Origin of the sequence: Sorangium sp. So ce1335 (assembly GCF_051521615.1) — a bacterium.
Classification (GTDB): domain Bacteria; phylum Myxococcota_A; class Polyangia; order Polyangiales; family Polyangiaceae; genus Sorangium.
The window spans coordinates 2,310,395-2,327,791 of sequence record NZ_CP150363.1; the positions used below are offsets into that span (position 1 = coordinate 2,310,395).

Below are 17,397 nucleotides of genomic sequence, written 5' to 3' on the forward strand. Positions count from 1 at the left end.
AGCCGGCAGATCCCGGACGACATCGACCTGCGCGGAGACTCCCGTGCTTCGTCCCGGGCAAGCGCGATCTGTCCTGGATCCGGGGCGTCGCGCCTCGCGTCGGCGGGCTCGTCCCCGCTCCCGGCCGCTCGCTCCGCGCCGTATAGTTGGCCGATGGATCCGAAGAGCCGCCGGATGATCAACAAGTGTTCTGCCGTGGCCGCAGTGACGAGCTTCGTCACGCAGCCCATTCCCGGCGCAGACGAGTTGATCGTGGTTCCCATTCATTACCACCTCTCCGTGTCGCTGGCGCGGCACCGGGGGGTGTCGCTCCTCCAGGTCCCGTGGCTCCCGGTGAGCAAGATCATCTGGGGCGGAGCGGCCGTGCGGCTCTTCGCCAATTTCACCCTCGGCCTCGTCCCGGTGGCTGGCATCTTCTCCAATGCGATCACCGCCGTCGCCCTGACCGAGCTCCTGGGCCGCTACCTCGACGGCGCGCTGAGCACCCCGGCGTCGCCGCCGGCCATCTCCATCGAGACCATCAGGGACGCAGTCCGGAGCCCGCTCCGGGCGTGGCGAGCGTCGCGGCCCTGGCCGGGGGTCCGCCGCGTTTTCCGGAGAACGGCCCCTGCGCCGGCGCCTGCGTGAGGTGCCCTGTCCCGGTGCCGCGCAGCGCGGAGCGCGCGCCGTCTCGCGGTGCCCTGCGGCCGTGAGGGGGCCGGGGCTCCAGGAATCGGCGGTGCCGCGTCATCCGCGACACACCGCCGCGCTCCCGCGTGCGGGCACGCGCGCGGGAGCGAACAGCGCCCGGCCGGCCGCCCCGCGCGCCGCGTCGCGGAGCGCCTCGCCGGCGCCCCTGGCGGGGGCCGCCGCGGCCCGTGATCGCGCCGCGGTCTCTCCTGGCGATCGCCGCCCGGATCGAATAGATCCCCGCCCATGCTCTCCGAGACCCGCGAGAAAGTCCTGGACATCAAACGGCGCTTTGAGGCGCTAAGGGGGCATCTTTGACGTCCCCAAGCTTGAACGGATGCTTCAGGACCTGACCCAGACGACGCTGTCGTCGGGGTTCTGGAACGATCAGGAAAAAGCCCAAGCCGTCCTCCGCAAGCGCGCCCAGGTCGAGGTGAAGCTCGATCTGGCGCAGAAGCTCGGTCGCGAGATCGAGGATCTCGCGGAGTACCTCGAGCTCGGTGCCGCCGAGGGCGACGAGGGCGTCATCGCCGACGCCGACGCCCAGGCCGACGCCATCGCCGCGCGCCTTCGCAAGGCCGAGCTCGATCGCATGCTGTCCGGCCCCGCCGACCGCGGCAACGCCATCGTCAGCATCCACCCGGGCGCCGGCGGCACCGACGCGAAGGACTGGGCGTCCATGCTCCTCCGGATGTACCTGCGCTTCTGCGAGCGCCGGGGCTACAAGACGGAGATCATCGACTACCAGGACGGCGACGAGGCCGGCATCGATGCCGTCACCTTCACGGTGACCGGCGACGCCGCCTACGGCTATCTCCGCTCCGAGGCCGGCGTCCACCGCCTCGTGCGGATGAGCCCGTTCAACGCCGATCACACGCGCCAGACCGCGTTCGCCGCCGTCGAGGTCACCCCGGACAGCGACGACGAGATCAACATCCAGGTGAACGAGAAGGACATCGAGATCACGACGATGCGCGCCGGCGGCAAGGGCGGGCAGAACGTGAACAAGGTGGAGACCGCCGTTCGCCTGCGGCACATCCCGACCGGCCTCAACATCGTGTGCCGCGCCGAGCGCAGCCAGCACCAGAACCGCGCGATGGCGATGAAGGTCCTCAAGGCGAAGCTGTACGAGATGGAGCTCCAGAAGCGCGAGGCCGAGGTCCAGGCCTACAACGCCGCGAAGAGCGCCATCAACTTCGGCAGCCAGATCAGGAACTACGTCCTCGCGCCCTACCGGCTCGTGAAGGACGTCCGCACCTCCACCGAGGCCACCGACGTGGACGCCGTCCTCGACGGCGATCTCGATCGCTTCATCGAGGCCTACCTGCTCGCCGCGGCGGGCGGCTCGCTCCGGAAGGGCGGCGCCGTCGCGGAGGACGACCTCTCGTGAGCCAGCAGAAAGACAAGCCGAACGACAGGAAAGCCGAGCGGCTCCTGAAGGAGGCCGCCGAGGCGGCCCGCGCCGAGGAGACGCTGATCGCCACCCGCAAGGCGAAGGCGGCGCGCCTCCGCGCGCGTGGCGAGAACCCGTTTGCCAACGACGTCACGACGGGCGAGCCGCTCACCGATCTCGCGGCCGTCCGCGCCCGCTTCGACGGCGCGCGGGCCGCCGCCGAGCCGAGGCCCGAGGGCGCCGCGCCCGAACGTGCCGCCGCGCCGGCCGCGGACCGCTACGATCCGGCGCGCGTCGAGCCGATCCCGTTCCGCGTCGCGGGCCGGGTCCTGTTCGTGCGCTCGTTCGGCGGCGTCACCTTCGTCCGGCTGCGCGACCGCACCGGCGAGCTCCAGCTCTACTGCGAGCAGGGGAGCCTCGCCGACTTCGAGCGGCTCGAGGACGTCGATCTCGGCGACTTCGTCGAGGCCCACGGCGTCGCGATGGCGACGCAGAAGGGCGAGCTCTCGATCCGCGCAGGGCGCCTCCGGCTGCTCACGAAGGCCTACCGCCCGCTGCCGACGAAGACGAGCTTCAAGGACGTCGAGTCGCGCTACCGCATGCGGTACGTCGACCTCGTGGCCAACCCGCACGTCGCGGGGGTCTTCCGCGCCCGCACCGCGATCGTCGCCGCGCTCCGCGAGTTCCTCGACGCGCGCGGCTTCCTCGAGGTCGAGACGCCGACGATGCACACGCTCGTCGGCGGCGCGGCGGCGAAGCCGTTCAAGACCCACCACAACGCGCTCGACCTCGAGCTCTTCATGCGCATCGCGCCCGAGCTCTTCCTGAAGCGGCTCGTGGTCGGCGGCTTCGAGCGCGTCTACGAGATCGCGCGCTGTTACCGGAACGAGGGGCTGTCGACGCGGCACAACCCCGAGTTCACGATGCTCGAGTATTATCAGGCGTACGCGACGTACGAGACCCTGATGGACGCGACCGAGGCGATGCTCCGCCACGTCGACGCCCGCCTCGCCGAGCGGCTCCCGGCCGAGCACGCGGCCTGGGCCGCGCAGCGCACGTTCTCGCTCGATCGCTTCGCGCGCGTCCCCATGGCGGAGGGGATCGCCCGCGCCCTCGAGAGGTCGGGCCTCCCGGCCGACGTCCCGCAGCGCGTCGCCGCCGACGACGCCCCGATCAAGGAGTGGGCGAGGGCCGCGAAGGCGAGCGGGCGCGAGATCGACTGGGCGAACTTCCGCGCGGGCGCGAAGAAGTGCGAGTCGCCCGGCGAGCTCGTCTTCTGCGCGTACGAGTACGTCGTCGAGCCGTTCCTCACGAGGGACTACCGCACCGAGGCGGGCGACAAGAGCGTCCCCGTCTTCATCATCGACTACCCCTTCGAGGTCTCCCCGCTCGCGCGCAAGAAGGACAGCGATCCCTCGCTCGTCGACCGCTTCGAGCTCTTCATCGACGGCCGCGAGCTCTGCAACGCGTTCAGCGAGCTCAACGACCCCGAGGACCAGGACGCGCGCTTCCGCGCGCAGGTCGCCAAGAAGTCGCGGGGCGAGGAGGAGACGATGGATTACGACGCCGACTACGTCCGCGCCCTGGAGCACGGCCTCCCGCCGACGGCGGGCTTCGGCATGGGGATCGATCGCCTGACGATGCTCCTCACCGGCGCGACGTCCATCCGCGACGTCATCCTGTTCCCCCTCCTGAGGCCCGAAGCGAGTGCCGCCGATACCTAAGCCCGTCTACATCGCCTTCCTCGTCGCGGTGGCCGTGGTGAGCGTGCTGCTCGTCATCCGCGGCGTCCGTCGCATGAAGACGAGCCTGCCGCGCGCGATGTTCTGGTGGTTCGGCGGCCTGCTCGGCGCCTCGTTCGGCGTCCTCTCGACGATGGCAGCCCGCCTCCCGGTGACGCGCGGCTCCACGCCGTTCGTCCTCCGGCACGAGCTCATCCGCTTCGGCGCGCTCGGCACCGGGGTCATCTTCCTGCTGATCTCGCTCGCGGCGCTGCTCCCGGTCGTCCTCGACGCCCTGGAGCGGCGGAGCTTCGTCTCCTACGTGGGCGCCCGGCACGTGCGCGCCACGAAGAGCGGCTTCCTCACGGTCATCTCGGTGCTCTCGATGGCCGGCGTGGCGGTCAGCTCGTGCGCGCTCTGCTCGGTCACGAGCATCATGGGCGGCTTCGGCGCCGACCTGAAGCGCAAGATCCTTGGGAACAACGCGCACATCGTCATCGACGCGACCCGCCCCGGCGGCTTCGGCGACTGGGAGGACACGCTCACGCAGGTCCGCGTCGCCCTCGCGGCGCGCGGCGGCGCCGCGACGCCCGTCGCCGCGGGCGAGGCCATGGGCTCCAGCGCCTCGAACACGGCCGGCGCGCTCGTGCGCGGCATCGACCCCGACACGATCAGCCAGGTCATCGACCTCGTGAACAACATCGAGGTCGGCAAGTTCGAGTACCTGCGCGATCCCGAGAAGCTGACGAGCCTGCCCTCCGAGGAGATCATCGGCCGCGGCCCGGGCGGCGAGCCGTACTTCAAGGGCCCTGATTTCCGCCAGCCGACGGACGTCGACCCGTCCGTGCGCGACTACCTCAAGCAGCAGACCCGCGTGTACCCGGGCGTCATCATCGGCCGCGAGCTCGCGAAGTCGCTCCACGTGCTCGTCGGGGACGAGGTCACGCTCCTCTCGCCCATGGGCGAGCTCGGCCCCACCGGCGTGATGCCGCGCTCCCGCAAGTTCCGCGTCGCGGCGATCTTCTACAGCGGCATGTACGAGTACGACGTCACGCACGCGTACGTGCTGATGGAGGAGGCGCAGAAGTTCTTCAGCCTCGAGGACAAGATCACGCACATCGACATCCGGGTCCCGGATCCCGAGCGCGTGCAGGAGGTCCGCCCGGCCGTCGAGGCCGCGGTCGCCGCGAGCGCCCCGTCGGCGGACGATCTGCCCGAGGGCAGCAAGCCGCCCCCGGCGCTCCGCGTCCGCGACTGGATGGAGATGAACAGGAACCTCTTCAGCGCGCTCAAGCTCGAGAAGATCGCGACGTTCATCATCCTGTCCATCGCCATCGCCGTCGCGAGCTTCTGCATCGTCTGCACGCTGCTCCTCATGGTGACGGAGAAGGGCAAGGAGATCGCGATCCTGAAGGCGCTCGGCGCGTCGGACGGCGCGGTGATGCGGGTGTTCATGCTCGAGGGCGTCATCATCGGCGCCATCGGCACGGTCTTCGGCGTCGGCACCGCGCTCGCGTGCTGCACGGGCCTGTCCTGGTTCGGCGTCCGGCTCGATCCGGACGTCTATTACATCGACCGGCTGCCCGTGAACGTGAACGGCTCCGACTATGCGATGGTCGCGGTGGCGGCGCTGATCATCTGCACCATCGCCACCCTCTACCCGGCCCGCGCCGCCTCGAAGCTCTCTCCGGTCGACGGGCTCCGCTACGAGTAATCAATCCCATGTCCACTCCGCTCGTCGTCGTCGAGAATCTCCGCAAGACGTTCGTCCACATGGGGCGCGAGCTCCACGTGCTCTGCGGCATCGACATCGTCATCAACCAGGGCGAGGTCGTGGCGTTCGTGGGCCCCTCCGGCGCCGGCAAGAGCACGTTCCTCCACTGCATCGGCACGCTGGATCTCCCGACGAGCGGCCGCATCCGCCTCGGCAACGACGAGCTCACCGGCCTCCCGAGCTCGCGGCTGGCGGCGATCCGGAACAGGACGATCGGCTTCGTCTTCCAGTTCCACCACCTGCTCCCCGAGTTCAACGCGATCGAGAACGTGATGATGCCGGGCCTCATCCAGGGGAAGACCCGCCGCGAGATGGAGCCGCTCGCGCGCTCGCTCCTCGCCGAGGTCGGCCTCGCCGAGCGCGCCACGCACCGGCCGGGCGAGCTGTCCGGCGGCGAGCAGCAGCGGGTGGCCCTCGCGCGCGCGCTCGTCCTGTCGCCGAAGCTCCTCCTCGCCGACGAGCCGACCGGGAACCTCGACACCGCGACGAGCGACTCGATCCACCAGCTCTTCTTCGAGATGAACCGCAAACACGGCACCACGGTCGTCGTGGTGACGCACAACCTCAGCTTCGCCGAGTCGATGCCGCGCGTCGTGACCATGCGCGACGGGGCGATCGAGAGCGACCGCATCGGCAGCGAGCGCGCCGCGGCCGTCGGGTACCGCGCCGGCTCAGCGGGATAGCCGCTCGCTCAGCAGCTCTGCTGCGCGCAGCGACATCGCCATGATCGTCATCTGCGGGTTCACGCCGAGCGACGAGGGCATCGCGCTCCCGTCGCACACGTAGAGCCCGGCGACGTCGTGCGCCTGGTGGTCCGGCCCGAGGCACGACGAGCGCGGGTCCACCCCGATGCGGCACGTCCCGAGCGGGTGGAACGCGGCGATGTCGAGGTCCCCCGCCTTGATCGGCCGCGCCCTCAGCCGCTCCAGGTCCCCCGGGCCGTTCACCTCGTCGCAGCCGGCGACGAGCGGCAGCACCCGCCGCGCCCCCGCGGCCAGGAACACCTCGCAGAGCAGCTCGATCCCGCGCTGCATCTTCGCGACGTCGTCCTGGTTCATCGTGTAGAGCACGAGCGGCGTGCCGCCGATCCCCGGCCTCACCTCGCCGCGGCTCGTGTCCTTGATCATGAACCCGAACGTCGCGAGGTAGGGATACTGCTCCATCAGCTCCGTGTAGCGGCGCCCCGTCCAGGGGATCGCGAGCGCGGCGACGTCGAACGGGAGCGAGCCCCCCTCGAACATCAGCCCCTCGTCGGCGAAGTGGTCGATCTGGTAGCCCTGCGGGATGCCCCGCCACTGATCGATCCGGTCGTCGAAGAGCGCCATCACCTTCGAGGCCGGGTGGATCGACAGGTTCTTCCCGAGCATGCCGCTCGCCAGACAGGCGCCGCTCCGGCGCAGGAGCAGCGGCGTCATGAGCGCGCCCCCCGCCACGACGACGGCCTCCGCCCTCACCGTGAGCCGCGGCCGCCGGCGCCCCTGCCTGGCCCGGCCGCCGGCGGTCCCGGCCCGCGTGTCGCCGCCGAGGACCGCCGTCACCCCCCGCGCGCGCCCTGCCACGACGTCGATCGTCCTCACGCGCGCCGCCGTGATGAGCTGCGCGCCGCGCTTCAGCGCCTCGGGCACGTAGCTCACGTCGGTCGAGCGCTTCGCCCCCGTGGGGCAGCCGAAGCAGCAGATCCCCTGGCCGTCGCAGTCCGGCGCGTTCCGCTGGAGCGGCCCGTGCCGTAGCCCGAGCCGCTCCGCGCCGCGCTGGACGATCGACCCGATCGCCCCGAGGTGCAGCGGGTTGGCCGGGGTGACCTGGAGCATGCGCTCGACCCGCTCGTAGTAAGGCGCGAGCCCCTCGGACGAGAACTCCGCGGGCAGCCCCATGCCGTCGCGCCACGAGGCGAAGGTGCTCTCCGGCGCCCGGTAGCAGGTGCCGGAGTTGATCACCGTGCTCCCCCCGACGGCGCGCCCGGCGAACACCGGGATCCCCACGTTCCCGAGCGCCATGTCGAGCCCGTGATCGCGGTACATGTCCCTGTACGCGCGCGCGGGCCGCCCGGTGAAGCTCGCGCGGCGGTGGTAGTCGCCCTCCTCGAGCAGCAGCACCGCGTGCCCCCGCGACGCGAGCTCGTACGCGGCGGCCGCCCCGCCGGCCCCGGTGCCGACCACGACCACCTCGCACTCGATCTCCAGGTCCTCCTCGACCTCTCGGCCGTTCGTCACCTGGGCGAGCCAGCGGGGCTCCTCGTTGCGGACCGTGGGCAGCTCGTAGCGGCAGCCGACGTGCTGGAACATCTCGGGCCGGTCGTAGTGGAGGAACCGCAGCGGCGTGAGCACCGCCCGGAGCAGCGAGCGCAGCGGCCGCGCGCGGCTCTGCTCGAAGCCGCGGAGCACCTCGATCCGCTCCTCGAGCGGCAGCGCCGACAGCGGCCTGAGCCGCGTCGCCACCGGGGCGAGCTCCATGGCCCACAGCGCCGCGCGCAGCCCCTGCGCGAGGTGCGGCGGGATCGACGGGAGCCAGCCCGCCAGGCGGCCGGCGGTCGCCTCGCCCGCGCCCTCGAGGAAGCGCCCGGGCGGCATGGCCGCCTCGGCGAGCGCGGCGGCGATCCGCCGCTCCCGCTCCGACAGCGCGGGCTCCGCGCTCGCCGCGCCCTCCGTCACCGTCGCGCCCGCGCCCTCCGCGCCGCGCTCGTCCTGCTTCGCCGCTCCGGCCCGGAGCTCCCTTCGCTCCAGCGCGGGCAAGCGCCTGAAATCGAGGTCAAGTCCCAGGGCCATCGCCGTTCGAACCCCCTGCGAAACCTTCTGTTAATTCTGTAGCAACAGAATCGTAACAAAGCAAGGCGGCCTGAGCCGCTGGACCTGCGCGTTCGGGGCGCAGCGCGCGGGCGTACCGACCCAGGTCACGGCATGGGCAGGACCCAGATCGGCGCGAGCGGCTGGATACCGAGGTGCTCCCAGGCGTCCTCGGCGATCGCGAGGCCGCGCGGTCCCTCGTCGCGGAAGCTCGCGGTGACCGCGCGGAAGTAGGGGGCGTCGGGGCGCTCGAGCGCGACGATGCCCTTCGGGTCGGACGGCCCCGGCGCGAACGGGCGGCCCGCCTTTGCCCGCCGCGTATCGCTCACGAGCGAGATCTCGTCCATGCGGGCGGTGAAGTGCGGCCCTCCGTCGAACGGATCGACCCTGTGGGCGTAGCGGAAGCCGATGCGGCGCAGGAGCTTCTCCACCCCTCGGGTCTGCGCGCCCACCTTTCCGATCACGCGCTGCGCGTCCTCGGGCAGCAGCGTGGCGTAGATGGTCCCCTCCGGGAAGAGGCCCCTGATGAACTCCTTGTTCTTCTTGGAGAGGAGGTCTGCCTCGGCATAGCTCATGTCGATGAACTTGCGCCCGAGCGCCTCCCAGAGGTGGCTTGTCCCGTCCGGCTCGAGCGGGGGCATCAGCTCGGCGAGGATCTCTTCCTGGAAGAGCTCGGGGCGCGCCGCCATGTAGAGGAAGCGAACATAGGAGATCATCGTGCCGAGCCGCTCGGGCCCTTGCCGGTAGTCCGGCATGAGCACGAGTCCGCCGATCTCGGTGGGGCCGTTGTACGAATAGCCGATGCGCAGCACGGTGTGATGGAAGTGCTTGTCGATCGTGGCCGAGTACCTCTCCTCGTCGAGCACGTCGAAGTAGATGTACGGCACGCCGCGCCGCCCGAGCTGCGCGATGATCATCGACGTCCCGATGATCTTCCCTTTGCCGCCCTTCGTCAGGTCGACGAGCACGAAGACGTACTGGCGGAGGCGCGGGTCCTGGATCGCCCCGCTGAAGCTCCTGTGGCTCTCGGCGACGATCTCGTGGATTGCGTCACGGTTGTTCGGCAGGTTCACCGAGTTCAGGTGGCGCGCGACATCGAGGAGCTGCTCCTCGTCGCCGGTCACGGCTGCGCGTATCTCGAACGAGATCATCGGCGGAAGCCTACGCGTGGCGCTCGCCGTTCGCCATTGCTCCGGAGGCGGCGGCGCGCGGCGTACAGCCGAGATCTCCGCGCGCCGTCCGGCCGACGGTGGATGGCTCGACAGCGCGGCGCCGGCCCGCAGGCGGCGCGCTTCAGCCGAGCTGAGCGCGCAGCGCCTCGTCCATGGCGTCGAGCGGCGGCTCCCGCCCCGTGTACAGCCGGAACTGCTCCGCCGCCTGGTGCAGGAGCATCCTCCCGCCATGGACGGCGGTCGCCCCGCGCCGCCGCGCCGACTCCACGAGCTCGGTGATCATCGGCTTGTACACGATGTCCATGACCAGCAGATCTTCCCGCAACGCCTCCTCGGGGACGGGGCTCCGCGGGGCGACCTCGGCCATGCCGCGCGACGTGGCGTTCACGAGGATGCCGTGGTCGCGCGAGAGCGCCGCGCCGTCGAGGGGCACCGCCGTCCCGCCGACCGCCGCGGCGAGCTGTCGCGCCTTCTCGACGTCGCGGTTGGCGACCGTGACGGCCGCGCCCCGCTCCGCGAGCCCGAACGCGACAGCGCGCGCCGCGCCGCCGGCGCCGAGCAGCAGCACCCGCGCGCCCCGGAGCTGCGTCACCTCCTCGAGCGCCCGCACCGCGCCGATCCAGTCCGTGTTGTAGCCCCGGAGGCGCCCTCCGTCGTTGACGATCGTGTTGACCGCGCCGATCCGCGCGGCCACGGGGTCGATCTCGTCGAGCAGTGGAATTACCGCCTGCTTGTAGGGCATCGACACACCCAGGCCGCGGATTCCGAGCGCCCGCATCCCGCGCGTCGCGCCTTCAACATCGGTCACCGCAAACGGGATATAGGTAAAATCGATCCCCAGCGCCCGGTAGCCGGCGAGGTGCATCGCGGCCCCTGTCGATACCGGATGAAGCGAGATCGATCCGCAGAGTGTGAGGCGGCCCAGGGCCTGGGAGAATGGTGCAGTCGATGAAGTACAGCGGTGCATGCGGCGAAGCTGGCCTGTCCCGAGCGCGGATGCTAGCCCCGCCGCCGATGAGCGATCCCGGCTCCCCCCCGCCCGCGGCGGAGGTCGCGACAGCGTGCCTCCAGCCCGACGAGGCTGATCTTTTCATCCCCCGATCCGAGCGCGCGTTCGCGCGGCGCGCCTACCGGACGGTCGCCCCGCTCGCGCGGAGCCTCCTCAAGGTCGTCGCGGTGCTCGCGATCCTCACGCTGGGCCGCTCGACGCTCGCGGATCAGTACCATGTGCCCACCGGCTCGATGTGGCCGACGATCGCCCCGGGCGACCGCATCCTCGTCGACAAGAGCGCCTACGGGCTCCGCGTCCCGCTGCTGGATGGCTACGTGCTCGAGCGCAGCGGGCCCCGCGCCGGCGACGTTGTCCTCTTCGCGGATCCGCGCGGCGGTCCCACCCTCCTCGTCAAGCGGGTGATCGCGCTCCCCGGCCAGACGGTGATGCTCCGGGCAGGCGTGCTGTACGTCGACGGCGCGGCGCAGCCGATCGAGCAGCGCGAGGACGGCACGCGGGTGGAGGTCCTCGGCGGGGTCGCTCACGCCGCGGGCGAGCCCGACCTCGCCGCGTTCGGTCCGGTCGTCGTGCCGGCGGACCACCTCTTCGTGATGGGCGACAACCGCGCCGCCTCGCTCGACAGCCGGGCGATGGGGGCGGTGCCGCGGGAGCTCCTCCGCGGGCGCGTGCTCCGCGTGGTCTACCACCACGACGGCGCGGGCTTCGATCTGTCCCGCTCCCTGCTGAGCGTCGACTGACTCGCTCCCTGCGGAGCGTGGCCCCGCGGAGCATGGACCAGGCGTCCGCCCGCGCTACGCCTCGCCGGTCGCCATCATCGCCCTGAGCTCGTCGCCGCTCAGCGTCTCCACCTCGTACAGCCGGGCGGCGATGCGCTCGAGCGTCGCGCGGCGCGCGTGGATCATCGCCCGCGCCCGCGCCTCCGCGTCCGCGAGGATCCGCGCGACCTCCGCGTCGACCTCGCGCGCCGTCGCGTCGCTGCACTCCCGCGCCCCCCCGCCGGCCGGCGAGCCCCGCGCCTCGTCGAGGAACGACATCGGCCGGCGCGGATCCAGCGCCGAGAGCCCCACCCCGTGGCCCATCCCGAGCTCGCGCACCATGCGCCGCGCGAGCTCCGTCGCGTTCATCAGATCGTCCTGCGCGCCGGTCGACACGTCCCCGACGGCCTCTTCCTCGGCGACGCGCCCCCCGAGCAGCACGACAAGGCGGTCGAGGATCTCCTGCCGGCTCCACAGGTAACGGTCCTCGCGCGGCTGCTGCATCGTGTACCCGAGCGCCCCCGGCCCGCGCGGCACGACGGACACCTTGTGCACCGGGTCCTGCGTGGGCAGCAGCGTGGCCGCCAGCGCGTGCCCCACCTCGTGGTAGGCGACCACGCGCTTCTCGCGGGCCCCGAGCCGCCTCCCGCGCCGCTCGAGCCCCGCGATCCCGCGCTCGATCGCGGCCTCCAGGTCGCGCTGCCCCACCGCGCCCGCCCGGCGCCGCGCCGCGAGCAGCGCCGCCTCGTTGACGATGTTCGCGAGATCGGCCCCGACGAGCCCGGCGGTCTGCGACGCCATGGCGTCGAGATCCACGTCTTGATCGAGGACCACCTTGCACGCGTGCACCGCGAGGATCTCCCGCCGCTCGGCCAGATCGGGCCTGTCGACGTGCACCCGGCGGTCGAACCGCCCCGCCCTGAGCAGCGCCGGGTCGAGGATCTCGGGGCGGTTCGTCGCGGCGATCACGATCATGGCGGCGCGCGGGTCGAACCCGTCCATCTCGGTCAGGAGCTGATTCAGCGTCTGCTCGCGCTCGTCGTGGCCGCCGACCGAGCCGCCCAGCCCCCGGGCCTTGCCGACGGCGTCGAGCTCGTCGATGAACACGATGCACGGCCCCCGCTCGCGCGCCTGGGCGAAGAGATCGCGGACGCGCGCGGCGCCGACGCCGACGAACATCTCCACGAACTCCGACCCGCACGCGCTGAAGAAGGGGACGCTCGCCTCTCCCGCGATCGCCCGCGCGAGCAACGTCTTGCCCGTACCGGGCGGGCCCACGAGCAGCACCCCCCTCGGCATCCGGCCGCCGAGCTTCTCGTAGCGCTCGGGCGCCTTGAGGAAGTCGACGACCTCGCCGAGCTCGGCCTTCGCCTCGGCGCTGCCCGCGACGTCGCGGAACGTCGCCGTCGACCCTCGCTCCTCGTAGAGCCGCGCCCTGTTCTTGCCGAACGTCGTCGCGGCGGTCGGGACGTTCCCCGTCGCCGTCGTCCGGCGCGACGCGAGGTGGATCAGCGCGACCAGGCCGGCGAGCGGCAGCACCAGCCAGAGGTGCCGCAAGAGCCCTCGCTCGTCCGCGACGCGCGTGTACGGGATCCCGCGCCGGTCGAGGCCGGCGAGCAGATCCTTCTCGGTCTGCTCGATGCGCCCCGTGCGGTAGCTCCGCTGCGCCTGCGCGCTCGGGCCGGGCGCCGTCCGCCCGACGTACACGTCGCCCCGGATCTCGACCTCGGCGAGCTCTCCGCTCTCCGCGAGCGAGCGAAAACGCGCGTAGGGAATGCGGCTATCGAGCGCCGCCACCACCTGAAGCAGCAGCGCCGAGCCGAGCACCAGGACGAGAACAATCCAGAGCGACCGCATGCGCCGGCCTCCGCGCGGACAGGCGACTTCGCCGGCACGCCCGGCCTGCCGCCCCCGTTTGCCCTGCACGGAGGCACGGAGCCTGCCAAGGCGGTCCGTGCATCTCCGAGGCAATCCGAGCCCACCGAGCCGGAGAGCAGGCGACGTTCGCTCCTCTTCACAGCTTCACAGCACGGCTTCACAGCGCCGAGCGCGTCCGGCGCGGCATGGACGCGCGGCGCCAACCGATCAATTCTCGTCACATGGGGAGAGCTCTTGTCTTGATCACGGGTCCTGTATCGATGTTGCTGCTCGGGTGCGCCGGCGCTCCGCCGCCGCCTGCCGAGCAGCCCGAGCCCGCGCCGGTGGAGGAGCCCGCGCCGCGCGCGGAGCCCGCGCCCGAGGCCGCCGTTCCCGCCGAGGCGCCGGCAGCGGAGCCCGCCGAGGCGACGCCCGCGGCGCCGCGGCGCGACGACTCCGTGCCCGACGACTATGCGCTCATGCGCGGCGACTGCGTGGAGCTCGGCAAGCAGCTCACGGTGCTCACGCGCACGGAGCAGGTCGCGGCGCTGAGCGCCAAGCTCACGGCGGAGCAGCGCGGCGAGACCGAGAAGAGGATCGACGCTGTCGCGGCCAAGCTGGGCGAGCAGTACTCGCAGATGTGCGAGCAGAACGTCGGCAAGCACGTCGATCCGAGGTCGCTCAAGTGCGCGTTCGACGCGCGGACCGTGAAGGCGTTCGAGGCGTGCCTCAACGGGTCGCCGCCGGCCAGCTGACGCCCCCGCAGCCCGGCGCATGCCCGGATGCGCGCCGGATGACGGCGCGCCCGGCGCAGATATAATGGCCGTCAGCCATGGACGCCTCGCTCCTCGATGACCCCTGGATCGCCGCTCAGGTCGACGCCGCCGTGGCGCCTTACGTGGGCCGCCTGCCGGCGCACGAGGTCGCGTGGATGCGCGAGCAGCTCGCGGAGGTCTTGCTGCACGACGAGGAGGCGAGCCGCCTGCTCCGGCGAGCGCACCCGCGCGAGGTCGACGAGAGCGGCGAGCGGGCGTTCGGGGTGCTCGGCGCCGCGGGGCGCGCCAAGGCGGGATAGCGATGCGCGCTCCGGAAGACCGGCTGGTCGCCGAGGGGCTGCACCTTCTCCACCTGGTCGCGAAGCGCATCGCGCGCCGCCTGGGTCGCCGCATCCCGGTCGAGGACCTCGTCGCGCTCGGGCACCCGGCGCTGATCGAGGTGGCGCGGACGTACGACCCGAGCCGGTCGACGTTCGAGGCGTACGCCAAGCGGAAGATCCGGTGGGCGATCTTCGACGGCATCCGGCGGGAGACGCGCTGGCGCTCCGCGGCCGCGCGCGCGAGCGCGCTCGCCGCGTCAGCGCGGTTCGCGGAGGGGCGCGGCGCGGACGACGACGCCGACGCGCCTGCCACGCAGGAGGCCTACGCCGCGCGGCTCAGCGGCCTCCTGGCCGGGCACGCGGCCGCGATGGCGCTCGGGCTGGTCTCGGCTCACGGCGACGTCGCCGCGGTCCCCGACGCAGCGGAGACCCCCGAGGAGTCTGCCTCGCGCGCCGAGCTCGCGCAGGCCGTGCGCGACGCCGTCCGAGATCTCCCCGAGCGCGAGCGCACCCTCGTCGAGCGCCACTACTTCGACGGCGAGCGGTTCGACCACATCGCGCAGGATCTCGGGATCAGCAAGAGCTGGGCGAGCCGGCTGCACAGCCAGGCCATCGAGCGGCTGGGCGAGCGGCTCCGCGCGGCGCGCTGAGAGCGCCGCCCGCGCCCACGTCCCGGGGCGGTCAGCGCTGCCGGCTCTGGACCGAGCGGAGGTAGGGGGCCCGCTCCTCGTCGCTGACCGGCTCGGTGCTGATCACCCGGTGGTCGCGCGGCAGGAAGTTCACCAGGCGGACCGTCATGTGGTCCTTCGCGACGGCCATCTCCCCCTTGCGGCGGAGCTCCGCGGCTTCCTGGAAGGTCTGCACCTTGGGATCGTAGGCGATCATGTGCAGGTCGCGTCCGAACGGCGGGGGCAGGTCCTCCACCTCGACGATCTTGTAGAGCCGGATCCCTCCGTTCTTCTCGGCGGCCGCGACCACCGCGCCGACGACGAGATCCTTGCCCGTCGGATCCGAGGCTTCGGGGACTGGGGGCGCGCGGTTGCAGGCCGGCGCGAGCGTCAGGGTGCCGGCGCACACGGCGACGGCGAGCGCGATCGACCTCATGGGCGCTGAATAACATCGCTGCGCACCGGCGCAAGCGTCTCGCCGCGGCGGCGCGGATCTCCGCGCCCCGCAACGCCTCCCGCCGCCGCGCTGCCTCGTGGTAGACGGCGCCGTCGAGACAGCGGTCGGGAGCGATCCCTGGAGGAATGCGATCATGCGACTCGAGGACACGAGGATTGTCGTCACAGGCGCCGCCCAGGGGCTGGGTCGCCACGTTGCGCTGCGGCTCGCGGAGCTCGGGGGCCAGGTCGCCGCCGGCGACGTGAACGAGGAGGGGCTCGCGTCGCTCGTCGAGGCCAGCCGGGGGCTCCCCGGGAAGGTCCACGCGCGTCCGCTCAACGTGGCGGTGGAGGCGGAGGTCGAGGCGTTCGTCCGCTTCGCGCACGAGGCGATGGGCGGCCTGAACGGCCTCGTGAACAACGCCGGCATCCTGCGCGACGGCCTGCTCGTCAAGAAGGACCGCCAGACGGGGGCGGTCGTCAAGCTGAGCGCCGCGCAGTGGCAGGCGGTCATCGACGTCAACCTGACGGGCGCCACGCTCATGGTCCGCGAGGTCGTCGCCAGGATGGTCGAGACCGAGCAGAAGGGCGTCGTCGTCAACATCAGCTCCATCGCGCGCCACGGCAACCGCGGCCAGTCGAACTACACCGCCGCGAAGAGCGCGCTCGCGGCGAACACGAAGACCTGGGCCCTCGAGTTCGCGCCGTTCGGCATCCGGGTCGGCGCCGTCGCGCCCGGGATGATCGAGACGCCCATGACCCAGGGCATGAACCAGAAGGCCCGCGACGCCCTGGTCGCGATGATCCCCGTCGGCCGCATCGGCGTGCCCGAGGACATCTGGCAGGCCGTGCGCTTCGTGATCGAGTGCGAGTACTTCAACGGCCGCTGCATCGACGTCGACGGCGGCCTCACGATGTGACGCCGCCGACGCTCCCGCGGCCCACGCCTCCAGCCCGGCTCTCCCGCCGCCCGCGCCTCCGGCCCGGCTCTCCCGCTGCCCGCGCCTCCGGCCCGGCTCTCCCGCCGCCCGCGCGCTCGATCCGAGCGCGGCCCTGACCACGAGGCGGCCTGGTGATCCGTCCGCACGACGTTCGTGCTTGACGCGCCGATATTGAAAGCTATGTTCAATATCAATCCTAGCCGTCAACGTAGCCGGGGGTCTGCATGTACGTCTGCCTTTGCATGGGCGTCTGTGACCGAGAGATTCGCGAAGCGATGAACGAGGGGGCCTGCTCCGTTTCGGAGGTGATGGAGTGCACGGGCGCCGGCACGCGGTGCGGCTCCTGCCAGCCGACCATCGCCAAGCTCGTCGGCGATGGTGAGGCCGCTCCCCCGCCGCGCCGCCTGACGATGGCGCCGGTCTCCAGCGCGGCCTGATTCTCCGCCGGTTGCCCCGTATCGCCCCGGTTTCCTCGGTGAGGCAGCCGGTGTCGGCGCGCGTTTCCTTCGAAATTTCTTGCACACCTCCGTCGACCTCGCGCATTTGACCTGGGCGCCGGCGCTCCAGCCGGCGTCCCCTTGCCCCCGAGAGGCGAGGCGAGCACGAGAGGCACGAGCGCGAGAGGGTGCGATGAAGGGTGCGAAAGATATCGTCGACGCGTTGAACGAGGTGCTCGCGGGAGAGCTCGTCGCGATCAACCAGTACTTCCTGCACGCGAAGATGTGCGAGAACTGGGGGTTCGTCACCCTCGCCGCGCACAGCCGCGCCGAGTCGATCGACGAGATGAAGCACGCCGACGCGATCATCGATCGCATCCTCTTCCTCGAAGGGCTGCCGAACCTCCAGCGCCTGGACACGCTCCACATCGGACAGACCGTGCCGGAGCAGCTCAAGAGTGACCTCGAGCTCGAGTACCACGCGGTCAAGCGGCTCAACACGGCGATCGCCCTCTGCCGCGACAAGGGAGATCGCACGACCGAGGAGCTGCTGGCCAGGATCCTCGAGTCCGAGGAGGACCACATCGACTGGCTCGAGACGCAAATCGGGCTGATCGAGAAGCTTGGAGAGACAGCCTACCTGTCCCAGCAGATCCGCGAGTAGGGCAGGGTAGGGCTCGCCCT

17 protein-coding genes are annotated in these 17,397 nt (G+C 71.7%); 12 read left to right on the forward strand and 5 right to left on the reverse strand.

Going from position 1 to position 17,397, the window contains the following annotated elements; genetic code table 11:
• Positions 1-153: 153 nt before the first annotated feature.
• The 5 genes from WMF24_RS08540 to WMF24_RS08560 all read left to right on the forward strand — a co-directional run bounded on the left by WMF24_RS08540 (position 154) and on the right by WMF24_RS08560 (position 6,240).
• Entirely contained in the window at positions 154-627 is a 474-nt protein-coding gene (locus WMF24_RS08540; RefSeq protein WP_437735878.1) for a hypothetical protein, read from the forward strand.
• Positions 628-915: 288 nt separating this feature from the next.
• Positions 916-2,059, forward strand: a protein-coding gene (gene prfB, locus WMF24_RS08545) for a peptide chain release factor 2 (RefSeq protein ID WP_437735879.1) whose coding sequence is annotated in 2 segments (ribosomal slippage) — positions 916-984 and positions 986-2,059 — 1,143 coding nt in all. Because the reading frame shifts where the segments join, the coding sequence is not laid out codon by codon here.
• Positions 2,056-3,786 carry a lysine--tRNA ligase gene (gene lysS, locus WMF24_RS08550; protein ID WP_437735880.1) on the forward strand — a complete coding sequence of 577 codons (1,731 nt, stop codon included), beginning with the start codon at positions 2,056-2,058 and terminating at the stop codon, positions 3,784-3,786. Before prfB ends, lysS begins: the two co-directional genes overlap by 4 nt.
• Positions 3,770-5,497, forward strand: a complete 1,728-nt coding sequence (locus tag WMF24_RS08555; RefSeq protein ID WP_437735881.1) for an FtsX-like permease family protein — start codon at positions 3,770-3,772, stop codon at positions 5,495-5,497. Before lysS ends, WMF24_RS08555 begins: the two co-directional genes overlap by 17 nt.
• Before the next feature lie 8 nt (positions 5,498-5,505).
• A complete protein-coding gene (locus WMF24_RS08560; protein WP_437735882.1) occupies positions 5,506-6,240 on the forward strand; it encodes an ABC transporter ATP-binding protein in 735 nt (244 codons plus the stop codon).
• Here WMF24_RS08560 and WMF24_RS08565 read toward each other — a convergent pair.
• The 3 genes from WMF24_RS08565 to WMF24_RS08575 form a co-directional block, all read right to left on the reverse strand.
• Positions 6,229-8,322, reverse strand: a complete 2,094-nt coding sequence (locus WMF24_RS08565; RefSeq protein ID WP_437735883.1) for an FAD-dependent oxidoreductase — start codon at positions 8,320-8,322, stop codon at positions 6,229-6,231. The two genes, WMF24_RS08560 and WMF24_RS08565, sit on opposite strands and share 12 nt — an antisense overlap.
• Positions 8,323-8,447: 125 nt before the next feature.
• Entirely contained in the window at positions 8,448-9,491 is a 1,044-nt protein-coding gene (locus tag WMF24_RS08570; RefSeq protein ID WP_437735884.1) for an arginine N-succinyltransferase, read from the reverse strand.
• A gap of 142 nt (positions 9,492-9,633) precedes the next feature.
• On the reverse strand, positions 9,634-10,479 hold the full coding sequence (locus WMF24_RS08575) for a shikimate dehydrogenase (RefSeq protein WP_437735885.1): 846 nt from the start codon (positions 10,477-10,479) through the stop codon (positions 9,634-9,636).
• A gap of 47 nt (positions 10,480-10,526) precedes the next feature.
• On the opposite strand from WMF24_RS08575, the gene lepB reads away from it, so the two are divergent.
• The gene (lepB, locus tag WMF24_RS08580; protein WP_437735886.1) at positions 10,527-11,261 is read left to right on the forward strand and encodes a signal peptidase I; all 735 of its coding nucleotides are present in this window, start codon (positions 10,527-10,529) and stop codon (positions 11,259-11,261) included.
• A gap of 54 nt (positions 11,262-11,315) precedes the next feature.
• Here the strand turns inward: lepB and ftsH are convergent, their stop codons facing one another.
• Entirely contained in the window at positions 11,316-13,136 is a 1,821-nt protein-coding gene (ftsH, locus tag WMF24_RS08585; protein ID WP_437735887.1) for an ATP-dependent zinc metalloprotease FtsH, read from the reverse strand.
• 260 nt (positions 13,137-13,396) lie between these two features.
• On the opposite strand from ftsH, the gene WMF24_RS08590 reads away from it, so the two are divergent.
• From WMF24_RS08590 to WMF24_RS08600, 3 genes are all read left to right on the forward strand, one after another.
• Positions 13,397-13,891 carry a hypothetical protein gene (locus WMF24_RS08590; protein ID WP_437735888.1) on the forward strand — a complete coding sequence of 165 codons (495 nt, stop codon included), beginning with the start codon at positions 13,397-13,399 and terminating at the stop codon, positions 13,889-13,891.
• A 77-nt stretch (positions 13,892-13,968) separates the two neighbouring features.
• Positions 13,969-14,211: a hypothetical protein gene (locus WMF24_RS08595; protein WP_437735889.1), complete on the forward strand. Its 243-nt coding sequence runs from the start codon at positions 13,969-13,971 to the stop codon at positions 14,209-14,211.
• A 2-nt stretch (positions 14,212-14,213) separates the two neighbouring features.
• Positions 14,214-14,882 carry a sigma-70 family RNA polymerase sigma factor gene (locus tag WMF24_RS08600; protein WP_437735890.1) on the forward strand — a complete coding sequence of 223 codons (669 nt, stop codon included), beginning with the start codon at positions 14,214-14,216 and terminating at the stop codon, positions 14,880-14,882.
• A gap of 31 nt (positions 14,883-14,913) precedes the next feature.
• Here WMF24_RS08600 and WMF24_RS08605 read toward each other — a convergent pair whose 3' ends face one another.
• On the reverse strand, positions 14,914-15,336 hold the full coding sequence (locus tag WMF24_RS08605) for a hypothetical protein (protein WP_437735891.1): 423 nt from the start codon (positions 15,334-15,336) through the stop codon (positions 14,914-14,916).
• A gap of 154 nt (positions 15,337-15,490) precedes the next feature.
• Here WMF24_RS08605 and WMF24_RS08610 point away from each other — a divergent pair, with 154 nt between their 5' ends.
• The 3 genes from WMF24_RS08610 (at position 15,491) to bfr (ending at position 17,377) form a co-directional block, all read left to right on the forward strand.
• Positions 15,491-16,255 carry an SDR family oxidoreductase gene (locus WMF24_RS08610; RefSeq protein WP_437735892.1) on the forward strand — a complete coding sequence of 255 codons (765 nt, stop codon included), beginning with the start codon at positions 15,491-15,493 and terminating at the stop codon, positions 16,253-16,255.
• 245 nt (positions 16,256-16,500) lie between these two features.
• Positions 16,501-16,713, forward strand: coding sequence for a (2Fe-2S)-binding protein (locus tag WMF24_RS08615; protein ID WP_437735893.1), 213 nt, complete (start codon positions 16,501-16,503; stop codon positions 16,711-16,713).
• Between the two features lie 193 nt (positions 16,714-16,906).
• Positions 16,907-17,377, forward strand: a complete 471-nt coding sequence (gene bfr, locus WMF24_RS08620) for a bacterioferritin (protein WP_437735894.1) — start codon at positions 16,907-16,909, stop codon at positions 17,375-17,377.
• Positions 17,378-17,397: the final 20 nt, after the last annotated feature.

What these genes read in the sequence shown, in the direction of transcription:
- WMF24_RS08610 (WP_437735892.1), top strand. Translation starts at nt 15,491, where the DNA reads ATGCGACTCGAGGACACGAGGATTGTCGTCACAGGCGCCGCCCAGGGG.
- WMF24_RS08540 (WP_437735878.1), top strand. Translation starts at nt 154, where the DNA reads ATGGATCCGAAGAGCCGCCGGATGATCAACAAGTGTTCTGCCGTGGCC.
- WMF24_RS08600 (WP_437735890.1), top strand. Translation starts at nt 14,214, where the DNA reads ATGCGCGCTCCGGAAGACCGGCTGGTCGCCGAGGGGCTGCACCTTCTC.
- WMF24_RS08605 (WP_437735891.1), bottom strand. Translation starts at nt 15,336, where the DNA reads ATGAGGTCGATCGCGCTCGCCGTCGCCGTGTGCGCCGGCACCCTGACG.
- bfr (WP_437735894.1), top strand. Translation starts at nt 16,907, where the DNA reads ATGAAGGGTGCGAAAGATATCGTCGACGCGTTGAACGAGGTGCTCGCG.
- WMF24_RS08570 (WP_437735884.1), bottom strand. Translation starts at nt 9,491, where the DNA reads ATGATCTCGTTCGAGATACGCGCAGCCGTGACCGGCGACGAGGAGCAG.
- lepB (WP_437735886.1), top strand. Translation starts at nt 10,527, where the DNA reads ATGAGCGATCCCGGCTCCCCCCCGCCCGCGGCGGAGGTCGCGACAGCG.
- WMF24_RS08560 (WP_437735882.1), top strand. Translation starts at nt 5,506, where the DNA reads ATGTCCACTCCGCTCGTCGTCGTCGAGAATCTCCGCAAGACGTTCGTC.
- WMF24_RS08595 (WP_437735889.1), top strand. Translation starts at nt 13,969, where the DNA reads ATGGACGCCTCGCTCCTCGATGACCCCTGGATCGCCGCTCAGGTCGAC.
- WMF24_RS08565 (WP_437735883.1), bottom strand. Translation starts at nt 8,322, where the DNA reads ATGGCCCTGGGACTTGACCTCGATTTCAGGCGCTTGCCCGCGCTGGAG.
- ftsH (WP_437735887.1), bottom strand. Translation starts at nt 13,136, where the DNA reads ATGCGGTCGCTCTGGATTGTTCTCGTCCTGGTGCTCGGCTCGGCGCTG.
- WMF24_RS08615 (WP_437735893.1), top strand. Translation starts at nt 16,501, where the DNA reads ATGTACGTCTGCCTTTGCATGGGCGTCTGTGACCGAGAGATTCGCGAA.
- WMF24_RS08575 (WP_437735885.1), bottom strand. Translation starts at nt 10,479, where the DNA reads ATGCACCGCTGTACTTCATCGACTGCACCATTCTCCCAGGCCCTGGGC.